Origin of the sequence: Janibacter sp. CX7, from assembly GCF_024362365.1 — a bacterium.
Lineage (GTDB): Bacteria > Actinomycetota > Actinomycetes > Actinomycetales > Dermatophilaceae > Janibacter.
In genome coordinates this window covers 1,094,864-1,116,328 of sequence record NZ_CP101464.1, presented here as the reverse complement: position 1 = coordinate 1,116,328, position 21,465 = coordinate 1,094,864, and the positions used below count along the sequence as shown (strand labels likewise).

The following is a 21,465-nucleotide window of genomic DNA, read 5'->3' as shown; positions in this document are numbered from 1 at the left end:
AGGGTAGGTCCGGTCCGCGGCTGTCCCAAACGCCACGGACCGGACCTCCCTTCGGACGACGCGACCACTCAGCTCGGGTAGAGCTCCTCGATGTCGGCCTTGAACTTCTCGGCGACGACCTTGCGGCGCAGCTTCAGGCTCGGCGTCAGCTCGCCGTCCTCGACCGTGAGGTCACGACCGAGGATGTGGAACTTCTTGATCTGCTCGTGCCGGTTGAGGCCCGCGTTGAGCTCGTCGACGTAGGACTGGACCATGTCGCGGGCCTGCATCGAGGAGACGATCTCGGTGTAGCTCGCGCCCTCGAGGCCGTTGGCCTGGGCCCACGGCTGGATCGCCTCCTCGTCGAGGGTGACCAGGGCCGAGACGAACTGCCGGTTCTCGCCGTGGACGAGCAGCTGGCCGACGTAGGGGCACAGGCCCTTGAAGGTCGACTCGATGAGCGAGGGCGCGACGTACTTGCCGTTGCTCGTCTTGAAGAGGTCCTTCTTGCGGTCGGTGATCTTGACGAAGCCGTCGGCGTCGATCTCGCCGATGTCGCCGGTGTGGAACCACCCGTCGTCCGTGAGCACCTCGGCGGTCGCGTCGGGGTTGTCGTGGTAGCCCTGCATGACGTGCTCGCCGCGCACGAGGATCTCGCCGTCCTCGGCGACCTTCATCTCCGTCTGCACGTTGGGCCAGCCGACGGTCCCCACACGAAGGGCGTAGGGCCGGTTGACCGTCGCCGCCGCCGAGGTCTCGGTGAGGCCGTAGCCCTCGAGGATCGGCAGGCCGGCGCCGTTGAACCAGTGGGCGATGTCGGTGTTGAGCGCCGCCGAGCCGGAGATGAAGAAGCGCACCCGACCGCCGAAGCGCTCGCGCACCTTGCTCAGGACGAGCTTGTCGGCGACCTTGTGCTTCAGGCCGAGCGCGACGCCCGGGGAGCGCCCCTCGGACATCGCCTGGGAGTAGGCGCGGGCGGTCTCCGACGCGAAGTCGAAGATCTTCGCCTTGGCACCGCCCTCCTCCTGCATCGACAGGGAGAGCTTGCCGTAGACCTTCTCGAAGATGCGTGGCGCCGCGGCCATGAAGGTCGGCCGCACCTCGCCGAGGTTGTCGACGATCTTGTCGATCCGGCCGTCGACCGCCGTCTGCATGCCGACGTCGGTGCTGATGAGCAGCAGCACCTTGGCGAAGACGTGCGACAGCGGCAGCCACAGGTAGTGCACGTCGTCGGCGGTGAGCATCCCCGTCGAGCGGATCGCCGCGCCCTGGTAGGTCCACGTCCGGTGCAGCAGTCGCACGCCCTTGGGCCGGCCGGTCGTGCCCGAGGTGTAGATGATCGTCGCGAGCGACTCGGGACCCGTGCCGTCGATGCGGGTGTCGACGACGCCCGGCTCGGAGGCGAGCAGGGCGGCACCGCGCTCCTCGAGGTCCTCGAAGGAGATGACCCAGTCGTCGAGGTCGACGCCCTCGGTGTCGACCGCGACGACGGTCATGACGTCGGGGATCGCGTCGCGGACCTCGCGCAGCTTGGCGACCTGCTCGGCGTCCTCGGCGACGACGACGCGGGAGCCGGAGTTGGCGATGATGAAGGCGACGTCGTCGCTGATCGACGTCGGGTAGATCGTCGTCGTCGCAGCGCCCGCGGCCATGATCGCGTAGTCCGCGAGCACCCACTCGATGCGGGTGCTCGAGGCGAGCGAGACCCGGTCCTCCGACTGGATGCCGAGGTCGACGAGGCCCGCGGCGAGCGCCCACACCCGCTCCCCCAGCTGGGCCCACGTCAGCTCCCCCCAGGCGATGCCCGAGGGGAAGGAGTAGGCGGTGGTGTCGGGTGTGGCGGCGATGCGGTCACGCAGGAGGTGACCGACGGAGGGGGCGCGGTGGGTGAAGACGCTGGCGTCGAAGACCTCGTCGGACGCGCGCGAGGGGATGGGGTCAGGCACGGGAAGTCCACTCCTTCGTGGGCTGCGGGTGGTGCGCGCATCTTCTCCCACGAGGGCGGGCGGTGTCACTGCCCTGTCCGGACAGTAACCGATTGGTAACCAACGGCCCGGGGCGGCGGCCCGGCCGGGGGGGCACTCAGGCCGGCTTGCGCCGCACGTAGAGCTGCTTGCGATAGCGGGCGACGAGGGTTCCGTCGGGCGCGACGACGTCGTTGTCGCACCACACGAGGTGCTTGGAGCCGTCGGCGGTCGCCGCCCGGATCCCGTCGAGGAGCTCGTCGGTGAGCCGGATGCTCGTGCTCACGTCGGTGCGGCCGGGGCTGACGAAGTCGATCTCGCCCGCCTTGTCCCACACGATGTAGTCCCCACCGAGGTTGCGCAGGGCGCCGAGCATCCACCACGGGTCGCACATCGCGAAGAGCGATCCCCCGAACTGCGTGCCGACGTAGTTGCGGCTCCACGGGCGCATCCGCAGCGAGACGTCGAACTCGCGGAAGTCGGGCGAGATGCGGTCGACGTTGACGCTCGCCGCGAGGAAGGGCGGCCACAGGTTGAGACCGCGGCGCAGGGCGGTGGCGCCGAGGTCCTTGGACAGGGTCTGGAAGGTCGGGATCTGCACGGCGACATCGTCACCCGCGCGGTCGCGCCGGTCCACGACCTGTGGCGGACCTCTCCTCCCGGGTCACGGCGACGACGAGGCCGATCGCCGCCCAGCAGGCGAACATCGACGACCCGCCGTAGGAGAGGAAGGGCAGCGGCAGGCCGGTCACCGGGAGCAGGCCGAGGTTCATCCCGATGTTCTCCACCGACTGGACGGCGAACCAGCTCGCGACCCCCCAGCACACGAGCCGGACGAAGGGGTCGTCGCTGCGCGTGCCCGCCAGGGCGATGCGGGCGACGACGAGCCCCAGGAGGCAGACGACGAAGGCCGCACCGACGAAGCCGAGCTCCTCCCCCGCGACCGAGAAGACGAAGTCGGTCTCCTGGAAGGGGATGGCGCCCGAGCTCGTCAGGTCGCCGGCGTGCAGTCCCTGCCCGCCCCAGCCACCTCCGGCGATCGCCCGTCGTACCTGCTGGGTCTGGTAGCCGATGCCGAGCGGGTCGGTGCTCGGGTCGAGGAAGGCGGTGAGCCGGTCACGCTGGTAGGCGCTGAGCAGGGGCGTCGTGAAGGCCGCGGTCACCGCCGCGACGCCGGCGAGCAGCACCCCGGCGAGCCAGGGCCAGGAGGCGCCGGAGACGACGAGCACGCCGAGCGCGAGGGCGACGAGCACGAGCGCCGAGCCGAGGTCGGGCTGGGCCATGACGAGCAGCACGGGTACGGCCGTGACGAGCCCGGCGAGCAGGACCTCGCGGGGCCGTGGCCGGTCACGGCGCTCCGCCGCGGGCGCGAGCAGCATCGGCAGGGCGACGCACAGGCCGACCTTGGCCATCTCGCTCGGCTGGATCGAGAAGCCCCCGGGCACCTGGATCCACGACCGCGAGCCGTTGATCTCGGAGCCGAGCGGGGTGAGCACGAGGGCGAGACCGATGATCCCCGCGAGGTAGACGAAGGGGGCCAGTGCCCGCAGCGCAGCCCGGTCCAGCCGGACGACGGCCAGGGCGATGAGCAGCCCGATGGCGAGGTTGAGCAGGTGCCGCACGAGATAGGCGGAGCCGGCGTCGGCCCGGGTGGCGGAGTGGACGAGCACGGCGCCCAGGCCCGAGGCGATGAGCGCCGCGGCGAGCAGGACGAGGTCGGAGCGCAGCAGCTGCCGCGCGAGCCGACCACGCCGACCTGGCTCGGGCACGGCCGGCGTCAGAGGTCGAGCAGGTCGCGGGTGCGCTCGACGTCGCGCGCCATGGCCACGAGCAGCTCGTCGATGGACTCGAAGCGCAGCGTCGGGCGCACGTGGCCGACGAAGTCGACGGCCACCCGCTCGCCGTAGAGGTCGAGGTCGGTGCGGTCGAGGACGTAGGACTCGACGACGCGGACCTGCCCGTCGAAGGTCGGGTTGGTCCCCACCGAGATGGCGGCCGGCAGGCGACGCTCCGGGTCGCCCTCCGGCCGGTCGAGGCGGATGAGCCAGCCGGCGTAGACGCCGTCGGCCGGGACGAGCCCGAGGCTGTCGGCGCCGAGGTTGGCCGTCGGGTAGCCGAGCTCGCGCCCGCGGTGGTGGCCGTGGACGACGGTGCCGACGACGCGGTGCGGACGGCCGAGGATGGCGGCGGCCTCGGCGGCCTCGCCGGCGGCGAGGTGGGCGCGCACGGCCGAGGAGGACCAGCGCTCGGTCTCGCCCTGGTCCTCGATGACGACGACGTCGAAGCCGTGCTCCTCGCCCAGGCGACGCAGCAGCTCGACGTCACCGGTGTAGCCGGCGCCGAAGCCCTTGGTGTCGGCCCCGACGACGAGGCACTGCGCCTGCAGCCCGGTGACGAAGGTGTCGACGACGTAGTCGACGGCGCTCGTCTGCGCGAACTCCATGGTGAAGGGCAGCGACAGCAGCCCGTCGACCCCGGCCTGCTCGAGCAGCTCGTCGCGCAGCGGGCCGGGCGAGATGATCTCGGGCGCGCGCTCCGGGTGCATGACCTCGACCGGGTGGGGGTCGAAGGTCACCGCGACTGCGGGCAGGTCACGCTCGCGCGCCTGCCGGCTGAGCTCGTCGAGGATCGCACGGTGGCCGCGGTGCACCCCGTCGAAGTTGCCGAAGGTCGCCACGCACGGCCGCAGCTGCGGCGGGGTGTCGCTCGGGGCTGTCCAGTGCTGCACGAGAGGACACTCTACGAACTGGCGGGGGCGAAGACGACGTGGGCTCGCGCGCGGGCGCGACTCTCGTCGAGCACGGCGACGAGCTCGCCCTCCGGCGACAGGGCGGCGACCGGCTCGGTGCGACCGGGCTCGGCGCTCTCGACGCGCTGCCCGTAGCCGAGGGCGCGGGCCTCGTCGGCCGTGAGCTCACGGGTGACGAGAGCCGCCCGGGCCGCGTCGGCGAGCGGGGTGAGCGGCAGCTGTGCGTCCTCTCCCCCGCTCTCGCGCAGGGCGGTGAGCTCGTCGAGGGTGTGGGCGTGCTCGAGCGTCAGCCCGCCCACGCGAGTGCGGCGCAGCGCGGTGAGGTGGCCGTGGGTCCCCAGGTCGGCCCCGAGGTCGCGGGCGAGTGCGCGCACATAGGTCCCGGACGAGACCTCGACGACGACGTCGACGTCGAGCACCGGGTGGCCGTCGGCATCAGCGGGGCGCACGTCGAGCACGTCGAATCGGGAGACCGTGACCGGCCGCGCCGGCAGGTCGACCTCCTCGCCGGCACGCACGCGGGCGTAGGAGCGCTCGCCCTTGACCTTGATCGCGCTCACCGCGCTCGGCACCTGCTGGATGTCGCCGGTGAGCCGCCCGATGGCCGCGTCGAGCGCGGCCCGGTCGACCCCGGCCACCTCGCCGACGCTCGTGACCTCCCCTTCGGCGTCGTCGGTGATCGTCGCCTGACCGAGGCGGATCGTCGCGGTGTACTCCTTGTCCGCGCCGACGAGGAAGGTGAGCAGCTTGGTCCCCCGCCCGACACCGAGGACGAGGACGCCGGTGGCCATCGGGTCGAGGGTGCCGGCGTGGCCGACCTTGCGGGTGCGGTAGAGACGCCGGCTGCGGGCGACGACGTCGTGGCTGGACCAGTCGGCCGGCTTGTCGACGACGACGAGACCGTCGCTCACGCCGGGGAGGTCCCCTCGTCGTCGGCGTCCTTGGTCCGGTAGGGGTCGGCCTCGCCGGCGGGACGGGCATCGGTGCGCGAGCGGGCGAGGTCCTCGTCGCGCTCGCGCGCCGAGCGCAGCAGGTCGTCGATGTGGGACGCATTCTCGGGCAGCGCGTCGGGGATGATCTCGAGGGTCGGGGTGAGCCGGATCCCGAGCTGCTTGCCGACGAAGGAGCGCAGCTTGCCGCGGTTGGCCTCGAGGACCTCGGCGCTGCGCTCGCGCTGCGCGTCGTCGCCGAAGACGGTGTAGAAGACCGAGGCGTGCTGCAGGTCGCCGGTCACCCGCACGTCCGTGATCGTCACGAAGCCCAGGTCGGGGTCCTTGACGACCTGCTGCAGGTTGGCCGCGATGAGCTCCTGGATGCGGTCGGCGATCTTGCGGGCGCGGGCCGGGTCGGCCATGGCACACCTCCGTGAGGGGCTGGGTGGGGACGGTCCCACCGTATGCGACGCGCGACGCCCCCGGCACCATCGTGCCGGGGGCGTCGCGCGGGTGTCGATCAGAAGTCGCTGTAGTACTCGAAGCTCGAGTCGACGACGCCGGTGGCGATGAGGATCCAGTAGATGATCCCGATGACGATGCCGGCGATGCCGAGGCCGATGCCGACCTGCGCCAGCGTCTTCTTCTGGCCGGTCTTGTCGTACTCCTTCATGCCGAAGAAGCCGAGGACGACCGCGGCAATCGAGAAGATGAACCAGGTGCAGCAGCACAGGCCGAGGACACCGGTGACGACCGAGATGATCGACAGGATCTGGCCGTTGTTGTTGCCGCCCTGCTGCGGGAGGCCACCGCCGGGCGGCGGGGCCTGCGGCGGCATGCCGGAGCCGTACTGCTGGCCCTGGCCGTAGGCCGGCGGCTGCTGGGAGCCGTAGGCGGGCTGCTGGCCGGGCGTCGAGCCCTGGCCGGTCGGGTCGTAGGGCTGGTTGCCTCCGCTGCCGGGCGGAGGAGGAGGCGTGCTCATTGAGGCTCCCCTGAAGTCGTGGGTGTGGTCACCGCAACCCTAGTCGGCATCGGGCCGTCACCGCGGGAGGGACGGCCCCGGGCGCGGCGAAGGGGGGTGGGCAGCTCGCGCTGCCCACCCCCCTTCGACCTGTCCTGCGTCCGACGAGATCAGTCGCGCGGCTTCTCGCGCATCTCGTAGGTGGTGATGAGGTCACCCTCCTGCACGTCGTTGAAGCTGCCGAGGTTGATACCGCACTCGAAGCCCTCGCGGACCTCGGTGACGTCGTCCTTGAAGCGACGCAGACCGGTGAGCTCGAGGCCCTCGGTGAGCACCACGCCGTTGCGCGTGATGCGCGCCTTGGAGCCACGCTTGATCTCGCCGCTGCGGACGATCGAACCGGCGATGTTGCCGAACTTGCTCGAGCGGAAGACCTCGCGGATCTCCGCCGAGCCGAGCTCGACCTCCTCGTACTCCGGCTTGAGCATGCCCTTGAGCGCCTGCTCGATCTCCTCGATGGCCTGGTAGATCACGCCGTAGTAGCGGATCTCGACGCCCTCGCGCTCGGCGACCTCGGCGTTCTGGCCCTCGGCACGGACGTTGAAGCCGATGATGATCGCGTCCGAGGCCATGGCGAGGTTGATGTTGTTGAGCGTGATCGCGCCGACGCCGCGGTCGATGATCCGCAGGTCGACGTCGTCGCCGACGTCGATCTGCAGCAGGGCGTCCTCCAGGGCCTCGACCGAACCCGACACGTCACCCTTGAGGATGAGGTTGAGGGTGTCGATCTTGCCCGCCGCGATGACCTGGTCGAGGTCCTCGAGGCTGATCCGCTTGCGCGCCTTGGCCAGGCTGGCCTGACGGTCGGCGGCCTCACGCTTCTCGGCGATCTGGCGCGCGGTCCGGTCGTCGGGGGCGACGACGAAGGTGTCGCCGGCCCGCGGGACCGAGGAGAGACCGAGCACCTGGACCGGACGGGACGGGCCCGCCTCGTCGACGTTGTTGCCGTGCTCGTCGAGCATGGCGCGCACACGACCGAAGGCCGAGCCGGTGACGATCGCGTCACCGACGTGCAGCGTGCCGGACTGGACGAGGACGGTCGCGGTCGCACCGCGGCCCTTGTCGAGGTTGGCCTCGATCGCGACACCCCGGGCGTCCCGGTCGGGGTTGGCCCGCAGGTCGAGCGCCGCGTCCGCGGTGAGCAGGACGGCCTCGAGCAGGGTGTCGATGTTCTGACCCTGCTTGGCGGAGACGTCGACGAACATCGTGTCGCCGCCGTACTCCTCGGCCACGAGGTTGTACTCGGTGAGCTGACCACGGATCTTCGCCGGGTCGGCGCCCTCGACGTCGATCTTGTTGACCGCGACGACGATCGGCACGTCCGCAGCCTGGGCGTGGTTGAGCGCCTCGATGGTCTGCGGCATGACGCCGTCGTCGGCCGCGACCACGAGGATCGCGATGTCGGTGACCTTGGCACCACGGGCACGCATGGCCGTGAAGGCCTCGTGACCCGGGGTGTCGATGAAGGTCAGCGGGCGGTCCGCACCCTCGTGCTCGGTGTGGATCTGGTAGGCGCCGATGTGCTGGGTGATGCCACCGGCCTCGCCCGAGCCCACGTCGGCGTTGCGGATCGCGTCGAGCAGACGCGTCTTGCCGTGGTCGACGTGACCCATGACGGTGACGACCGGCGGACGGGCCGCCAGGTCCTCCTCGTCCTCGGCGTCGACCCCGATCTCGAGGTTGATGTCGAAGGAGTCGAAGAGCTCGCGCTCCTCCTCCTCGGGCGAGACGATCTGGATGTCGTAGCCGAGCTCGGCGCCGAGGAGCTGGAAGGTCTCCTCGTCGAGCGACTGCGTGGCCGTGGCCATCTCACCGAGGTTGAAGAGCACGGTGACGAGCGACGCGGGGTTGGCGTTGATCTTGTCCGCGAAGTCGGTCATCGAGGCGCCCTGACGCACGCGCACCACGGTCGAGCCGTCGCCACGGGGGACGATGACACCGCCGATCGACGGCGCCTGCATCTGCTCGAACTCGGCCCGCTTCGCCCGCTTGCTCTTGCGCTGCTTGCGCTTGCCGCCACCGCGACCGAAGGCACCCTGGGTGCCGCCACGGCCACCGGGGCCACCGCGGTAGCCACCGCCACCGGGGCCACCGCCCGGACGGGCACCGGGGCCGCCACCGGGGCGACCACGACCGGCGCCCGGGCCACCACGGCCACCGGGACGCTCACCCGGCCGCGGGACGGCCGAGCTGGAGGGCATCATGCCGGGCGAGGGACGGGGACCGCCGCCGGGGCGCGGACCCGCGGGACGCGGACCGCCCTGGCCGGCCGCAGCCGCCGGACGCTGACCGGCGCCACCGGGGCGCTGGCCGCCGGGACGCTGGCCCGGACGGGGCATCCCCTGGCTGGACGCGAAGGGGTTGTTGCCGGGGCGAGCGCCGCCGGAGCCACCCCCTTCGCCACGACGGGTGCCCATGCCCTGGCTGGAGGCGAAGGGATTGTTGCCCGGACGCGGGCCGCCGCCGCGGGCGGCGGGCTTGGCCGGAGCCGGCTTGGGGCCGGGCGTCGCGGGCTTGGGGCCGGGCGTCGCCGCGGGCTTCGCCGGCGCAGCCGGGGACTCCGCAGCCGGAGCAGCGGGGGCCGGGGTCGGCTCGGCGGGTGCCGGGGCCTCGGGGGCCTGGGGCGCGGCGGCCGGCTTGGGACCGGGCGTCGGCGCCTTGGGGCCGGGGGTCGGCGCGGCGGCGGGTGCCTCGGCGGCGGGCTCCTGCGCAGCGGGCTGCGCGGGGGCCGGCTTCGGACCGGGCTTGGCACCGGGCTTGGGAGCCGCGGCGGCCTTCTTCGCCTTGGGGTCGGCGGCGGGCGGGTTGTCCTTCACCCGGCGCACGACCGGCGCCTCGATCGTCGAGCTCGCAGACTTCACGAACTCTCCCATGTCGCCCAGGTGGGCGAGCAGGGCCTTGCTGGAAACCCCGAGCTCCTTGGCGAGCTCGTGGACACGGACCTTGGCCACGTTTCTCCTTCTCTGGTCCGTACCTGAGAGAAGGCGCGGACCGTCGTCAGTTGAGGTGAATGCTCATTGCTGAGTACTCATCGGGTGCTCATCAGCGTCAAACCCGCTCTCGGTTGCTGTACGTACGGATGACAACGACTGCGCCATCTGATCGATCCAGGCACGAAGGGCGTCGGTCACCTCGACCTGGCGTCGGAACGCCCGGGCGAGGGCCCGCCGCCGGACGGCGAGGTCCAGACAGGCGATGTCGGGGTGGAGCCATGCCCCACGACCCGGCATGCGCCGCCGCGGGTCGGGCACGGCCGTGGCGATGCCTCGGCCGTCCGTCTCCACGACGATGCGCAGCAGAGTCGACCGGCTATCCCGTCCGCGACACCCGATGCACGTCCTGACAGGACCTGCGACGGGCGGGTCGGACTGGAGTCCAGACCGGTCGATCCCCATCAGTCTAGCCCCTGCACCGCTCGGCCCCGTCACCCCTCCGGCTGACCGGGGACGGCGACGCCCCCGCTCGAGTCCGGCGCGGTGTCCGGTCGGATGTCGATCCGCCAACCCGTGAGCTTGGCGGCCAGGCGCGCGTTCTGCCCCTCCTTGCCGATGGCGAGGGAGAGCTGGTAGTCGGGCACGACGACGCGCGCGGAGCGCAGCTTGGGGTCGACGACGGTGACCGACTCGACCTTCGACGGCGAGAGGGCGGCGGCGATGAAGCGCTGCGGGTCCTCGGACCAGTCGACGATGTCGATCTTCTCGCCCTGCAGGTGGGTCATCACCGCGCGGACGCGGGCGCCCATCGCGCCGATGCACGCGCCCTTGGCGTTCAGGCCCGGCACCTTGGAGTGCACCGCGATCTTCGTGCGGTGACCGGCCTCACGGGCGAGCGCCGCGATCTCGACGGAGCCGTCGGCGATCTCGGGCACCTCCATCGCGAAGATCTTGCGCACGAGGTGGGGGTGCGTGCGCGAGAGGGTGATCTCGGGCCCGCGCATGCCGCGCTTGACCGAGACGACGTAGACGCGGATGCGGTCGCCGTGGTTGTAGACCTCGCCGGGCACCTGCTCGGAGGAGGGCAGGACGCCCTCGACCGTGCCGAAGTCGACGAGGACGTTGCGCGGGTTGGAGCTCTGCTGGATGACGCCGGCGACGATGTCGCCCTCGCGGCCGCGGAAGTCACCGAGGATCGCCTCGTCCTCGAGGTCACGCATGCGCTGCGTGATGACCTGGCGGGCGGTTGCCGCGGCGACCCGGCCGAAGTTCTCGGGGGTGTCGTCGAACTCCGGGCCCAGCTCGCGACGGGTGCGCGTGCGCATGAGCGGCTGGCCCTCCTCGTCGACGGGAGGCTCCTCCCCTTCGCCCGCCTCGACCGGGACCTGCTCCTCCACGAAGTGCTCCTCACGAGCCCACACGACGACGTGACCGTCCTTGCGGCCGAGCTCGGCCCGCGCGTTCTTGTACGCGCCCTCGGTGCGGTGGTAGGCGCCGAGCAGCGCCGCCTCGATCGCGTCGACGAGGATGTCGAAGGGGATCTCGCGCTCTCGCTCGAGCGCCTTGAGGGCGTGGATGTCGATGTCCATGTCAGTCCTCCGTCTCGCCGGCGGCCGGCGTGCTGTCAGGTCGCGTGAACTCCACCTGGGCCACGGCCCGGGTGATGTCGGCGAAGGGGATGTGCTGGGTGTGCGGGGCAGCCTTCTTCGTCCCCTTGACGTGCAGGTCGACCCCGTCGGCGGTCGTCGCGAGGACCCGCCCGGTGACCTGGGCGTCGGCGAGGAACACCTCGACGAGGCGGCCGACGAGGCGGCGGAAGTGGACCGGCTCCGTGAGGGGGCGGTCGGTGCCCGGGGTGCTCACCTCGAGCGTGTACGGCTGGCTGCCCATGACGTCGCTCGCGTCGAGGGCGTCGCTGACCAGGCGGGTCGCGTCGGCGATCTCGTCGAGCGTGAGCGGCTCGACGGGGGTGTCGCCGACGGCGTCGGCGACCGGCCGCTCGACGGTGATCCGCGCGACGCGGCGCTTGCCGGCAGGGGTGACGCTCACTCCGGCCACGGTGAAGTCGTCACCCAACGCGCCGGACACCTGCTCGAGGATGTCCTGGTCCGAACCCATGGGAAGCCTTCCGTGTGGAGTTGACGTGCTGGCGGCACACTCTAGTCATGATCGGCGCGGTGCGTGGCGTGCGAAGATCGACACCGTGCCTGCCCGACCCAGCCGACGCCTCCTGCTCACCGGTGCCCTCACCCTCTCGGTGACGGCCGTGACCGGCTGCGGGGTGCGCCTCGAGGACGACGCGCCGGACCTCCCCTTCGTCCCGCGGCGGGAGCCGATCCCCGGCGAGGGCGCCCTGCTCGCGGTGCTCGGGGCGCTCGACGAGGGCACCGAGCTCCACGCGGCCCAGCGGGCCGACCTGCTGCGCGACGCGCTCACCGAGGCCGCCGTCCCGGCCGAGGTCGTCGAGCACGCGACCGCGCCGGGCTCCGACGCCGAGACCGCGGCGGCCTTCGAGGCGTCGGTGCGCGAGTGCGGCCCGGGCCTGCTGCAGCTCGTCGGTCAGCTCACCGCGACGCAGCGGATCACGACCCCCCTCGGGCGGAAGTCGCGGCTGTGGACCGCTCCCGGCACCGGGACGTGGCGGCGGGGCGAGGTCGCCGCGACCGCGCTGCAGGCCACCCGGGCGACGATGTACGCCCTCGACGTCATCGCCGGCCAGGCGAAGGAGCCCGGCCAGGGAGTCGTCGCCAAGGCGGCACTCGCCGCGGCCGACGAGCTGCGGGACCTCAGCGCCCGTCAGGCGACGGCCGCCGGCGACGACGTCGAGCCCACCCCGCTCGGCTACGAGCGACCCGACGACCTGTCGGGGACGGCCGGACGCGACTGGGTCGTCGGGAGCTTCGTGCGGCTGCAGGCCGCGTATGCCGACTGCTTCGCCCGGCTCGATGACGACCGCGACGCGGCGCTCGAGGTGACCGGCTGGATGGTCACGGCCGAGCGGATCTCGCGGGCGCAGTTCCGCCAGGACGTCCCCGAGCTCTACGGGGACGGCAAGCACCAGTCGTGAGGGTCGAGGACGCCGCGGCCCTCGTGCCCGCGGACTTCGCGGCGCGGATCGCGGGCTTCGCTGCCGAAGGGGGTCCCGCCGGCGGTGACTGGATCGCCGCCCTGCCCCACCTGGTCGCCGAGGTCGTCGACGCCTGGGAGCTGACCGTCGACGGCGCCCCGATGACCGGTCACTGCTCGCTCGTGCTGCCCGTGCGCTGGCCCGAGGGTGCGGCGGTGCTCAAGCTGGGCTGGCCGCACACCGACGCCGACGGGGAGCACCTCGCCCTGCGGGCCTGGGACGGACGCGGTGCCGTGCGGCTGCTGCGCGCCGACCCTCGTCGATCGGTGCTGCTGCTCGAGCAACTGACGACCGAGGACCTCGACGGGCTCTGGGACGAGGAGGCCGTCGCGATCGTCGCCGGGCTCTACGCCGACCTGCACACCGCTCCCCTGCCGCAGCTGCCGGTGCTCGTGCCGTGGGCGGCCGAGATCCTCGGCCGGTCGGCGGCGGCCGGCGTGCCGCGACGCTACGTCGAGCAGGCGCGGTCCTCCCTTCGCTCGCTGGAGGAGCTCGGCGGCGAGCGGCTGCTCCACGGCGACCTGCACTACGGCAACGTCCTGTCCGACGGCACCGACTGGGTGGCGATCGACCCCAAGCCGATCGTCGGCCACCCCGCGTGGGAGGTCGGGCCGCTGCTCACCAACCGGTGGGCGGAGATGGGGACCGGCGCGTCGCTGCGCTGGTCGGTGCGGCGCCGGGTCGAGGTCGTGTCCGACGTGGCGGGGCTCGACGAGGACCTCGTGCGGGCGGTGAGCGCGCTGCGCGAGGTGGTGAACGCGGTCTGGGCGACCGAGGACGGTGACGGCGAGCGGGTCTCGCGCGCGATCGCGCTCATCAAGGCCCTGGGCGACTGAGTCGTTCCCTGTGTGAGCATCTGCGCGGCCGTGTCACCCCATACGGTCACACGGCGAGCGGGAACGTCACACGGGTCAGGCGGTGCGACGTCGACGCGCGCGGTCCAGGGCTGCCCCGACCTTCCGACGCACGACCCGTGGATCGCTCAGGTCGGCCCACGTCAGGCGCACGACCTCGTAGCCGAGCTCACGGAGTCGGTCCTCCCGCAGCTTCTCGGCGCGCAGGTCGTCGATGTCGCGGTACTTGCGCATCCCGTCGACCTCTATGACGACGCCTGCCTCTTCGATGAGGAAGTCGAGCCGAGCCCACAGCTCTCCGTACTCGTCACGCAGCTCGACCTGTGGGGTGGCTGGTGGGAGTCCAGCAAGGTGGAAGCACCACCGGGCCCGCGACTCGGCGGCGGACTCGGCCTTCGAGTCAGCCAGCGCGAGCACCTGACGGGGCGCGCTCGACGTGCGACCGGCGCCCACGGCCGCCACAGCCTCCTCGAGGTCGCGCATCGTCATCCGCTCCCGGTGCAGGGCGTCGTCAACGCTCACGAGTGCCGCTTCTGGCCCGCAGGCGGCGGCGACCTGGACGCACGCGGCAGCGACCGAGACCACCGGTAGACCCGCTGCTGCGTCGAGGAATCGCTCGGGCACGAGACGGTGGACCCTGACCAAGGCGGAGGTACGCCCCCTTCGCCCGTCGGCCCACGAGAGGTGCACCCGGTCGTCGACCCCGTGCAGAGAGATGCCGTGGACCGCGAGCGCACTGTGGTGGGTCAGGACGACCGGGCACCCCGCGTCCGTGGTCAGACCGGCCGCCACAGCCACCGCCCGCATCCCGTGACGCTCCCACGGCGGGGAGGTGCGCCACCGCTCCCCGTCGACGAGGGCATTGCGTCGCAACCTGAGCAACACGCCTGCCGACACCGCGCGCTCGATCTCGCGACGGCTCACCCCAGCGGCCACGAGCGACGTCGCCGAGGTGGCGCCGGTTCGCTCGAGGGCGAAGACGATCCGGGGGTCCATGACGCCAGCGTGGCGGATCGCGCGCCGTCCACCGTCGGGTTCTCCACAGCGCCCACGCGTCTCACCCGCCTGTGTCACCGTGTGGTCACCCGTGTGACCGCATGGGGTGACACGGGTGCGCACAAGGTGACACACGCCGGCGGTGCGCTGCTCGGCTAGACGCCGGGCACGACGACGGCGTGCTCGTAGGCGAAGACGACCGCCTGGGCGCGGTCGCGCAGGCCGAGCTTGGCGAGCACCCGCGACACGTGCGTCTTGACCGTCTGCTCGGCGAGGTAGAGCTCGCCGGCGATCTCGGCATTGGAGCGCCCACCGGCGATGAGCTCGAGGACCTCGCGTTCCCGGGCGGTGAGCGACTCGAGCTGCGGCGACCGGCGCGGGACGGTGCCGCGGCGACGGGTGGACTCCTCGATGAGCCGGCGGGTGATGCTCGGCGCGAGCAGCTGGTCGCCACCGGCGACGACGCGCACGGCGCGGACGAGCTCGTCGGCGGGCGCGTCCTTGAGCATGAACCCGCTGGCGCCGAGGCGCAGGGCCTCGTAGACGTAGTCGTCGATGTCGAAGGTCGTGAGCATGAGCACCCGCGGGCGGGTCGGGCTCGGCGCCGAGAGGATCGTCGCCGTGGCCTCCAGGCCGTTGACCTCCGGCATCCGCACGTCCATGAGGACGACGTCGGGGGCGAGCCGGGCCACCTCGCGCACGCCGGTCGCGCCGTCGGCTGCCTCCCCGATGACGCTGATGTCGGGCTGGGCGTCGAGGAGCGCACCGAAGCCCTGCCGCACCATCGCCTGGTCGTCGACGATGACCACCGAGATCGCCATGCGCCTAGCCTCCCAGCCCGGGCCGGTCGTCGAGCGGCACCTGCGCGGTGACGACGAAGCCGCCCTCGGGCGTGGGCCCGGCCGTGAGGACTCCCCCGACCGCCTCGACGCGCGTGCGCATGCCGGGGATGCCGTGACCGCCGCCCTGCTCCGTCACCGGCCGAGCCGCCCCGGACGAAGGGGAGGTCCCCACCGTGAGCAGGGCGGCCCGCGGGGCGTCCTCGGCGTGCACCAGCAGCAGCTCCACACGCACCGACGAGCCCGGGGAGTGCCGGCTGGCGTTGGCCAGCGCCTCCTGCAGCACGCGGTGCAGGGCCAGCCCGGTGCCGGGCGGGCACCGCTCGGGGTCGACCCCGAGGTGCCAGGTGAGGTCCATGCCGGCGGCGCGTAAGGACTCGAGCAGGGCCGGCAGGTCGGCGAGCGTCGGCTGCGGCGCGGTCGCGACGGGCGTGCCCTCCTCCCGCAGGACCCCGAGGACGGAGCGAACCTCCTGCAGCGCGGCTCGGGCCGACTCCTCGATGCCGGCGAGCTCTCCCTTCGCCTCCGGGGTGAGGCCGGGGACGCGGTAGGGCGCGGTCTGTGCCTGCACGACGACCATCGACATGTGGTGGGCGACGACGTCGTGCAGCTCACGGGCGATGCGGCTGCGCTCCTCGACGACGGCGCGACGGGCCCGCTCGACCTCCGCCTCCTCCTCCTGTCGGGCGATCTGGCGACGGGAGAGGACGAGCCAGCGCACGAGCAGGCCGAAGGCGACGATGACGACGACGCCGATCGCCCACGGCTTGAGGCCGGTGTCCATGACGACGAGGAAGAGCAGCGCCGTGACGACGGTGGCGAGGGCGACCTCGCGGGCGGCGCCGGCGAGCGCCACGACGAGCACCGTGAGCAGCAGGACGAGGAAGTGCGTCACCGGCCACGGCATCGGCCAGTCCGCGTGGCCCAGCACGACGAGCCACACGAGGGAGGCGGCCATCGACACCACCCACGCGGCGATCGCGCGCTGACCCGCCGCGAGGACGACGAGGGGCGCCACCGTCATGAGCGCGAGGACCGGCAGGAGCGAGTCCGGGACGTCGTGGGTGACCGTCGTCGTCGACCACGTGACGACGAGCAGGAGCAGCGCCAGCGCCCACAGCAGGACGAAGGGGTGAGCGGCCGCCCCCTTCGTCAGCCGGGTGAGGCCACGACCGCTCGCGGCGAGGGCACGCCCGACCCACGAGCGGGGCGGGCGCGGGAGGCGGGGCATGGCACTCAGGCTACGGAGCCGCGGGGTCCGCGTCGTCATACTTCGGAGCCATCTGCGATGGCCCCCGGGTAGCACCCGACGACGGCCCGTGCGGGTGACGCGGCGCGCGGGGCGCGCTCGCGAGGTTCACCGGCATGACCTCGCCACTGACCCGCACCGCCCTGCTCACCCTCGTCGCCGCAGCGCTCTGGGCGGCCTTGACCCTCGCCGGCCGACCGCCGACGACGCAGTCCGACCCGGGGTCCCGCTCGGCCGTCGCCGCGCTCACCTCGGGCTCGGTGCCGCGTGCCGCCGCTGCGCTGCCCGCCGGCTTCGCCGCCGACGTGGGCTACACGCCGGTCGTGGAGGACGGTCGCCTCGTCAACCCCACCGGGTCGTGCTCCTCGCCCGTTCCGCTGCCGGCGGAGTTCGAGGGGCCGTGCCGGCAGCACGACCTCGGCTACGACCTGCTGCGCCATGCCGCGCACGTCGACGGGGCACTGCCCCCGGGGTCGCGGCAGGCCCTCGACGCGCAGCTGACCCGGTCGGCCGTGGCGAGCTGCGCTGCGCGCGAAGGGATCTCGCGCACCTGGTGCACGTCGTGGGCGCACATCGCCGGCTTCTTCGTGCGCGCCAACTCGGTGCGCCAGCACGACGTGGCGCCGCTCCCGGAGGACGCCGCGTCGACGGCCGCGATGGCCTCCGGGGCCGTGGCCCTCGTCGGCACCGGCGGTCTCCTGTCGCTCGGTGTCGCTCGCCTGCGGCGCCTGCTAGCCAAGCGGGTGGAGTCGCTGCCACGGGTGTCGGGTGCGGCGTCCGTCGCGGTCGGTCTGCTGCTCAGCCTCTCCCCCGCGCACCTGCCGCACGGGCCACTCCTGCAGGGCGCCCTGACCGCCGTCCTCGTCGGTGGCTGCGTCACGCTGACACGCCTGCTGCGCCCGGCCGTGCCCCGGCTCGTCGGCCGCGCCCGGTCCGTCGGTCTGCTCGTCGTGGCGGTCGGATCCGCGGGCACGGTCGCCTGGGCGCAGGGCGCCCTCTCCGCGCGAAGGGCGGGAGTCGGGCTGCCCGGGACCGACGTGACCTGGTGGGCCGGGGTGGGCGCCGTCGTCGTGGCTGCGTGGCTGGTGGTGCGCTCCCTTCGGTGGGGGTGGGCGCGGCGCCGGACCGCCTGGCGACCGGCGCTGGCCGTGGCGATCGGCTCGGCCGCGGTCCTGTCCGGCGGCCCGGTGCACGGTGCCCCGACCTCACCGGAGGACCGCGTGCTCCTCACGCCGTCCCCGGTGGGTGCCGTGCGCGAGTATGCCGGGCTGCGCGAAGGGGAGGCCGCCACCGCTCGCGCACAACGGGCCGCGACGGACCTCGTGCGGTCCGGCGGCCTGCAGCGGGACCACATCGTCATCGCCGTGCCGACCGGATCGGGGTGGATCAACCCCAACCTCGTGGCGGGTCTGGAGCGACGCTTCGGGTCGCGGGTCGCGACCGTCGGGATGCAGTACGACGACTCGCCGAGCTGGCTGGCCTACCTCGCCCACCGGGATGCTGCGGAGGAGGCGGCCGGCGAGATCTTCGACGCGGTGACCGCCCGGGTGGCGGCGCTGCCTGCCGATGCGCGGCCCCAGGTGCACGTCGTCGGCGAGAGCCTCGGGGCCACGGCCGGTCAGGCGATCTTCGCCGGCCCGGGGGCCGCACGCTCCCGGCAGGTGTGCTCGGTGCTGTGGACCGGCACGCCCGGCGGGCACCGCGTGGGGCTGCCGCGCGAGGCGTCGGTGGCCAACGCCGACGACCCCGTCGTGCACGCCTCGGTCCGCGATCTCGTCGTCCCGCCCGAGGGTGACCGCAGGTGGGTGCCGGTCGTGAGCGCGGTGCACGACGCGGCCGACTTCATCGGGTCGCTCGAGGTGCCCGACGGCAGCGGCCACCGCTACGGGGCGGACCAGGCCGAGCGGCTCGCGACGTGCTAGTCGACGACGTCGTAGGTCGTCACCGAGCCGGGCAGCACCGGCTCGTCCCAGTCGATGTCACGGTGCGAGGTCGAGCGCAGCCAGGCGAGCGCGGCCCGGATCGTGTGCTCGTGGCTGACGACGACGAGGTGGTCGGGCTGCTCGATGAGCGCGGGGGCGAACCACTCGCCGACCCGCTCGAAGACCTCCTGCATCGACTCGCCCCCGCCCCACCGCACCTCGCTGATGTGCTCCCCTTCGGGGACGGGCACGGAGCGAAGGGCGTCGGTTCGCTCCCCCTCGAGGTCGCCGAGCGCCTGCTCGCGCAACCCGGGCTCGTTGCGCACCGACGCGCTCCACCCCATGGGGCGCAGCGTGACGGAGATGATCTCGGCGGTCTGCAGCGTGCGCATGAGGTCGCTCGTCCACAGCTGCAGCGAGCGCTCGTCACGGGGTCGGCCGAGCCGGGCACCGAGGACCATGCCGGCCCGGGCCGCCTCGGCCCGGCCGGTGTCGGTGAGCAGGGCCTGGTTGGAGCCCCGGTGCGCACCCTGGACCAGGCCGTCGCGGTTCCACGTCGACTGCCCGTGTCGGACCAGGTGCACGTGCGTCGGGCTCACAAGAGCCACGCTAGTGGTGATCCGTAGAGTGTCCGATCGTGAGCGGCCTCTTGATCACCGGAACCTCGTCCGACGCGGGCAAGTCGCTCGTCGTGACGGGTCTGTGCCGGGCATTCGCCCGTCGTGGGCTGGCCGTCGCGCCCTACAAGGCGCAGAACATGTCCAACCACTCGATGGTCTGCCGCGACGGCGCTGAGATCGGGCGCGCGCAGTACCTCCAGGCGCAGGCTGCGGGGGTCGAGGCGACGTCGGCGATGAACCCCGTGCTGCTCAAGCCCGGCAGCGACCGCCGCGCCCACGTCGTCGTGCGGGGTCGGCCCGCTGGTGAGCTGCAGGCCGGCGAGTACGCGACCGGGCGGGCGCATCTGGCACAGGCGGCCTTCGCCGCCTACGAGGAGCTCGCGGCCGAGCACGACCTCGTCGTCTGCGAGGGCGCCGGCTCCCCCGCCGAGATCAACCTGCGGGCCGGTGACTACGTCAACCTCGGTCTGGCGCAGCGTTTTTCGCTACCCACGGTCCTCGTGGGCGACATCGACCGCGGCGGCGTGCTGGCCGCGCTCTACGGCACGTGGGCGCTCGTGTCCGACGAGGACCGCCCGCTGCTCGCGGCCTATGTCATCAACAAGTTCCGCGGTGACGCCTCGGTCCTCGAGCCGGGCCTGGCCGAGATCACCCGGCGCACCGGCATGCCCTCGCTCGGGGTCCTGCCGTGGCTGCAGGACGTGTGGCTCGACTCCGAGGACTCCCTGTCGATGGGCGCCTGGGGCGACGCCGAGGACGGCGTGCCCGCCGACCGCCGGCTGTCGGTCGCGGTGGTGCGCCTGCCCCGCACCTCCAACGGCACCGACGTCGACGCGCTGGCCGCCGAGCCCGGCGTCGACGTGCGGGTGACGGTCGATGCCGATGCGGTGCGCGAGGCCGACCTCGTCGTCCTGCCCGGATCCCGAGCGACGACCTCGGACCTCGCCTGGCTGCGGCGCACCGGCCTCGCCGACGTCGTCCTCGAGCGGGCCGCGCGCGGTGCGCCGGTGCTCGGCATCTGCGGTGGCTACCAGATGCTCCTCGACGAGATCGTCGACGACGGGGTCGAAGGGAGCGAGACCCCCTCTGCCGCAACGGTCCCGGGCCTCGGGCTGCTGCCGGGACGGGTCGTCTTCCACGACGACAAGGTGCTGGCCCGGCCGAGCGGGAGCTGGCGCGGGCACGACGTCGAGGGCTACGAGATCCACCACGGGGTCGTCGAGCCGACCGGCGGCGAGGACTTCCCCGGCGGCCACGCGATCGGCCCGGTCCGCGGGTCCATCTGGCACGGCACCCTGGAGTGCGACGACTACCGGCGGGCCCTGCTCGACGACGTGGCCGCGACGACCGGGGCGCGGTGGTCCGCGGACCCGGGGGCCGCCCCCTTCGCCGCTCGTCGCGAGGGGATGATCGACATCCTCGCCGATGCCCTCGAGACCCACGTCGATGTCGACGCCCTGCTGTCCCTCGTCAAGGAGACCACTTGAGCACTCGAGCCATCCACGTCATCGGCATCGGGGCCGGCTCGCCCGAGCACGTGACCGCCGAGGCCGCCGCGGCGCTCGCCGAGGTCGACGTCTTCCTCGTCGCGGACAAGGGCGGGGCCAAGGACGAGCTGGTCGCGGTGCGCCGGGCGATCTGCGACCGCTTCATCCCCGCCGACCACGCCTACGAGTTCGTCACCGTGCCCGACCCGAAGCGCGGGCCGGACGCCGACCGCGACTCCGCGGAGTACGCGCAGGGGGTGCGCGACTGGCACGCCGCCCGCACCGACGCCTACGTGCAGATCATCGACGAGCTGCCCGCCGACGCGGTCGTGGGCTTCCTCGTGTGGGGCGACCCGGCCTTCTACGACAGCACGATCCGCATCGTCGACGCGATCGGTGAGCGGATCGCGACGCGGGTGCGGGTGATCCCGGGGATCTCGGCCTTCCAGACCCTCGCGGCCGCGCACGGCGTCGTGCTGCACCGCGTCGGCGAACCGGTGCACATCACGACCGGCCGCCGGCTCGTCGAGGAGTGGCAGGCCGCTGGGGCCGCCGACCTGACCCTCGGCACCGTCGTCGTCATGCTCGACGGGCACCTGCACTGCCGCGAGCTGGCCGACACCCACCCGGACACGGTGATCCACTGGGGTGCCTACGTCGGCATGCCGCAGCAGGAGCTGCGCTCCGGCCGCCTGGCCGATGTCATCGACGAGATCGTCGAGCTGCGGGCGCGCCTGCGCGAGACCCACGGCTGGGTCATGGACGTCTACGCGCTGACGCCCTAACCCTGCAA

Annotated in this window: 20 protein-coding genes; 5 read left to right on the top strand and 15 right to left on the bottom strand. The window is 72.9% G+C overall.

Going from position 1 to position 21,465, the window contains the following annotated elements:
- Window positions 1-68 precede the first annotated feature (68 nt).
- The 11 genes from NMQ01_RS05500 to rimP all read right to left on the bottom strand — a co-directional run bounded on the left by NMQ01_RS05500 (window position 69) and on the right by rimP (window position 11,696).
- Window positions 69-1,925 (bottom strand): long-chain fatty acid--CoA ligase, encoded by a 1,857-nt coding sequence (locus NMQ01_RS05500; RefSeq protein ID WP_255185860.1) that lies wholly within the window; start codon window positions 1,923-1,925, stop codon window positions 69-71.
- 136 nt (window positions 1,926-2,061) lie between these two features.
- Entirely contained in the window at window positions 2,062-2,544 is a 483-nt protein-coding gene (locus tag NMQ01_RS05495; protein WP_255185859.1) for a DUF4442 domain-containing protein, read from the bottom strand.
- A gap of 10 nt (window positions 2,545-2,554) precedes the next feature.
- Window positions 2,555-3,712: an FtsW/RodA/SpoVE family cell cycle protein gene (locus NMQ01_RS05490; protein WP_255185858.1), complete on the bottom strand. Its 1,158-nt coding sequence runs from the start codon at window positions 3,710-3,712 to the stop codon at window positions 2,555-2,557.
- Window positions 3,713-3,720: 8 nt separating this feature from the next.
- A complete protein-coding gene (locus tag NMQ01_RS05485; protein ID WP_255185857.1) occupies window positions 3,721-4,671 on the bottom strand; it encodes a bifunctional riboflavin kinase/FAD synthetase in 951 nt (316 codons plus the stop codon).
- Window positions 4,672-4,682: 11 nt separating this feature from the next.
- Window positions 4,683-5,603: a tRNA pseudouridine(55) synthase TruB gene (gene truB, locus NMQ01_RS05480; RefSeq protein WP_255185856.1), complete on the bottom strand. Its 921-nt coding sequence runs from the start codon at window positions 5,601-5,603 to the stop codon at window positions 4,683-4,685.
- Window positions 5,600-6,046 carry a 30S ribosome-binding factor RbfA gene (gene rbfA / locus NMQ01_RS05475; protein WP_255185855.1) on the bottom strand — a complete coding sequence of 149 codons (447 nt, stop codon included), beginning with the start codon at window positions 6,044-6,046 and terminating at the stop codon, window positions 5,600-5,602. The genes truB and rbfA overlap by 4 nt, the downstream gene beginning before the upstream one ends.
- 98 nt (window positions 6,047-6,144) lie before the next feature.
- Window positions 6,145-6,606: a DUF4190 domain-containing protein gene (locus NMQ01_RS05470; protein WP_255185854.1), complete on the bottom strand. Its 462-nt coding sequence runs from the start codon at window positions 6,604-6,606 to the stop codon at window positions 6,145-6,147.
- A 149-nt stretch (window positions 6,607-6,755) separates the two neighbouring features.
- Entirely contained in the window at window positions 6,756-9,596 is a 2,841-nt protein-coding gene (infB, locus tag NMQ01_RS05465; protein ID WP_255185853.1) for a translation initiation factor IF-2, read from the bottom strand.
- 63 nt (window positions 9,597-9,659) lie between these two features.
- Window positions 9,660-10,040 carry a YlxR family protein gene (locus NMQ01_RS05460; RefSeq protein WP_255185852.1) on the bottom strand — a complete coding sequence of 127 codons (381 nt, stop codon included), beginning with the start codon at window positions 10,038-10,040 and terminating at the stop codon, window positions 9,660-9,662.
- Between the two features lie 29 nt (window positions 10,041-10,069).
- Window positions 10,070-11,167: a transcription termination factor NusA gene (gene nusA, locus NMQ01_RS05455; protein ID WP_255185851.1), complete on the bottom strand. Its 1,098-nt coding sequence runs from the start codon at window positions 11,165-11,167 to the stop codon at window positions 10,070-10,072.
- Window position 11,168: 1 nt separating this feature from the next.
- Entirely contained in the window at window positions 11,169-11,696 is a 528-nt protein-coding gene (rimP, locus tag NMQ01_RS05450; protein ID WP_255185850.1) for a ribosome maturation factor RimP, read from the bottom strand.
- An 85-nt stretch (window positions 11,697-11,781) separates the two neighbouring features.
- On the opposite strand from rimP, the gene NMQ01_RS05445 reads away from it, so the two are divergent.
- Together NMQ01_RS05445 and NMQ01_RS05440 are read left to right on the top strand one after the other, a co-directional pair.
- Window positions 11,782-12,645: a hypothetical protein gene (locus NMQ01_RS05445; protein ID WP_255185849.1), complete on the top strand. Its 864-nt coding sequence runs from the start codon at window positions 11,782-11,784 to the stop codon at window positions 12,643-12,645.
- Window positions 12,642-13,541, top strand: coding sequence for an aminoglycoside phosphotransferase family protein (locus tag NMQ01_RS05440; RefSeq protein ID WP_255185848.1), 900 nt, complete (start codon window positions 12,642-12,644; stop codon window positions 13,539-13,541). The genes NMQ01_RS05445 and NMQ01_RS05440 overlap by 4 nt, the downstream gene beginning before the upstream one ends.
- Window positions 13,542-13,616: 75 nt before the next feature.
- Here the strand turns inward: NMQ01_RS05440 and NMQ01_RS05435 are convergent, their stop codons facing one another.
- The 3 genes from NMQ01_RS05435 to NMQ01_RS05425 all read right to left on the bottom strand — a co-directional run bounded on the left by NMQ01_RS05435 (window position 13,617) and on the right by NMQ01_RS05425 (window position 16,625).
- Entirely contained in the window at window positions 13,617-14,555 is a 939-nt protein-coding gene (locus tag NMQ01_RS05435) for an endonuclease domain-containing protein (RefSeq protein ID WP_255185847.1), read from the bottom strand.
- A gap of 155 nt (window positions 14,556-14,710) precedes the next feature.
- Entirely contained in the window at window positions 14,711-15,376 is a 666-nt protein-coding gene (locus tag NMQ01_RS05430) for a response regulator transcription factor (protein ID WP_255185846.1), read from the bottom strand.
- Window positions 15,377-15,380: 4 nt separating this feature from the next.
- Complete coding sequence (locus tag NMQ01_RS05425) at window positions 15,381-16,625, bottom strand: sensor histidine kinase (RefSeq protein ID WP_255185845.1); 1,245 nt, start codon at window positions 16,623-16,625, stop codon at window positions 15,381-15,383.
- Between the two features lie 134 nt (window positions 16,626-16,759).
- Between NMQ01_RS05425 and NMQ01_RS05420 the strand changes: the two genes are divergently transcribed.
- On the top strand, window positions 16,760-18,565 hold the full coding sequence (locus tag NMQ01_RS05420; protein WP_255185844.1) for an alpha/beta-hydrolase family protein: 1,806 nt from the start codon (window positions 16,760-16,762) through the stop codon (window positions 18,563-18,565).
- On the opposite strand, the gene NMQ01_RS05415 is transcribed toward NMQ01_RS05420, so the two are convergent.
- Complete coding sequence (locus tag NMQ01_RS05415) at window positions 18,562-19,164, bottom strand: histidine phosphatase family protein (protein ID WP_255185843.1); 603 nt, start codon at window positions 19,162-19,164, stop codon at window positions 18,562-18,564. The genes NMQ01_RS05420 and NMQ01_RS05415 overlap by 4 nt on opposite strands.
- A 38-nt stretch (window positions 19,165-19,202) precedes the next feature.
- On the opposite strand from NMQ01_RS05415, the gene NMQ01_RS05410 reads away from it, so the two are divergent.
- Entirely contained in the window at window positions 19,203-20,672 is a 1,470-nt protein-coding gene (locus NMQ01_RS05410) for a cobyric acid synthase (RefSeq protein WP_255185842.1), read from the top strand.
- Complete coding sequence (cobF, locus tag NMQ01_RS05405; protein WP_255185841.1) at window positions 20,669-21,457, top strand: precorrin-6A synthase (deacetylating); 789 nt, start codon at window positions 20,669-20,671, stop codon at window positions 21,455-21,457. The genes NMQ01_RS05410 and cobF overlap by 4 nt, the downstream gene beginning before the upstream one ends.
- Window positions 21,458-21,465 lie beyond the last annotated feature (8 nt).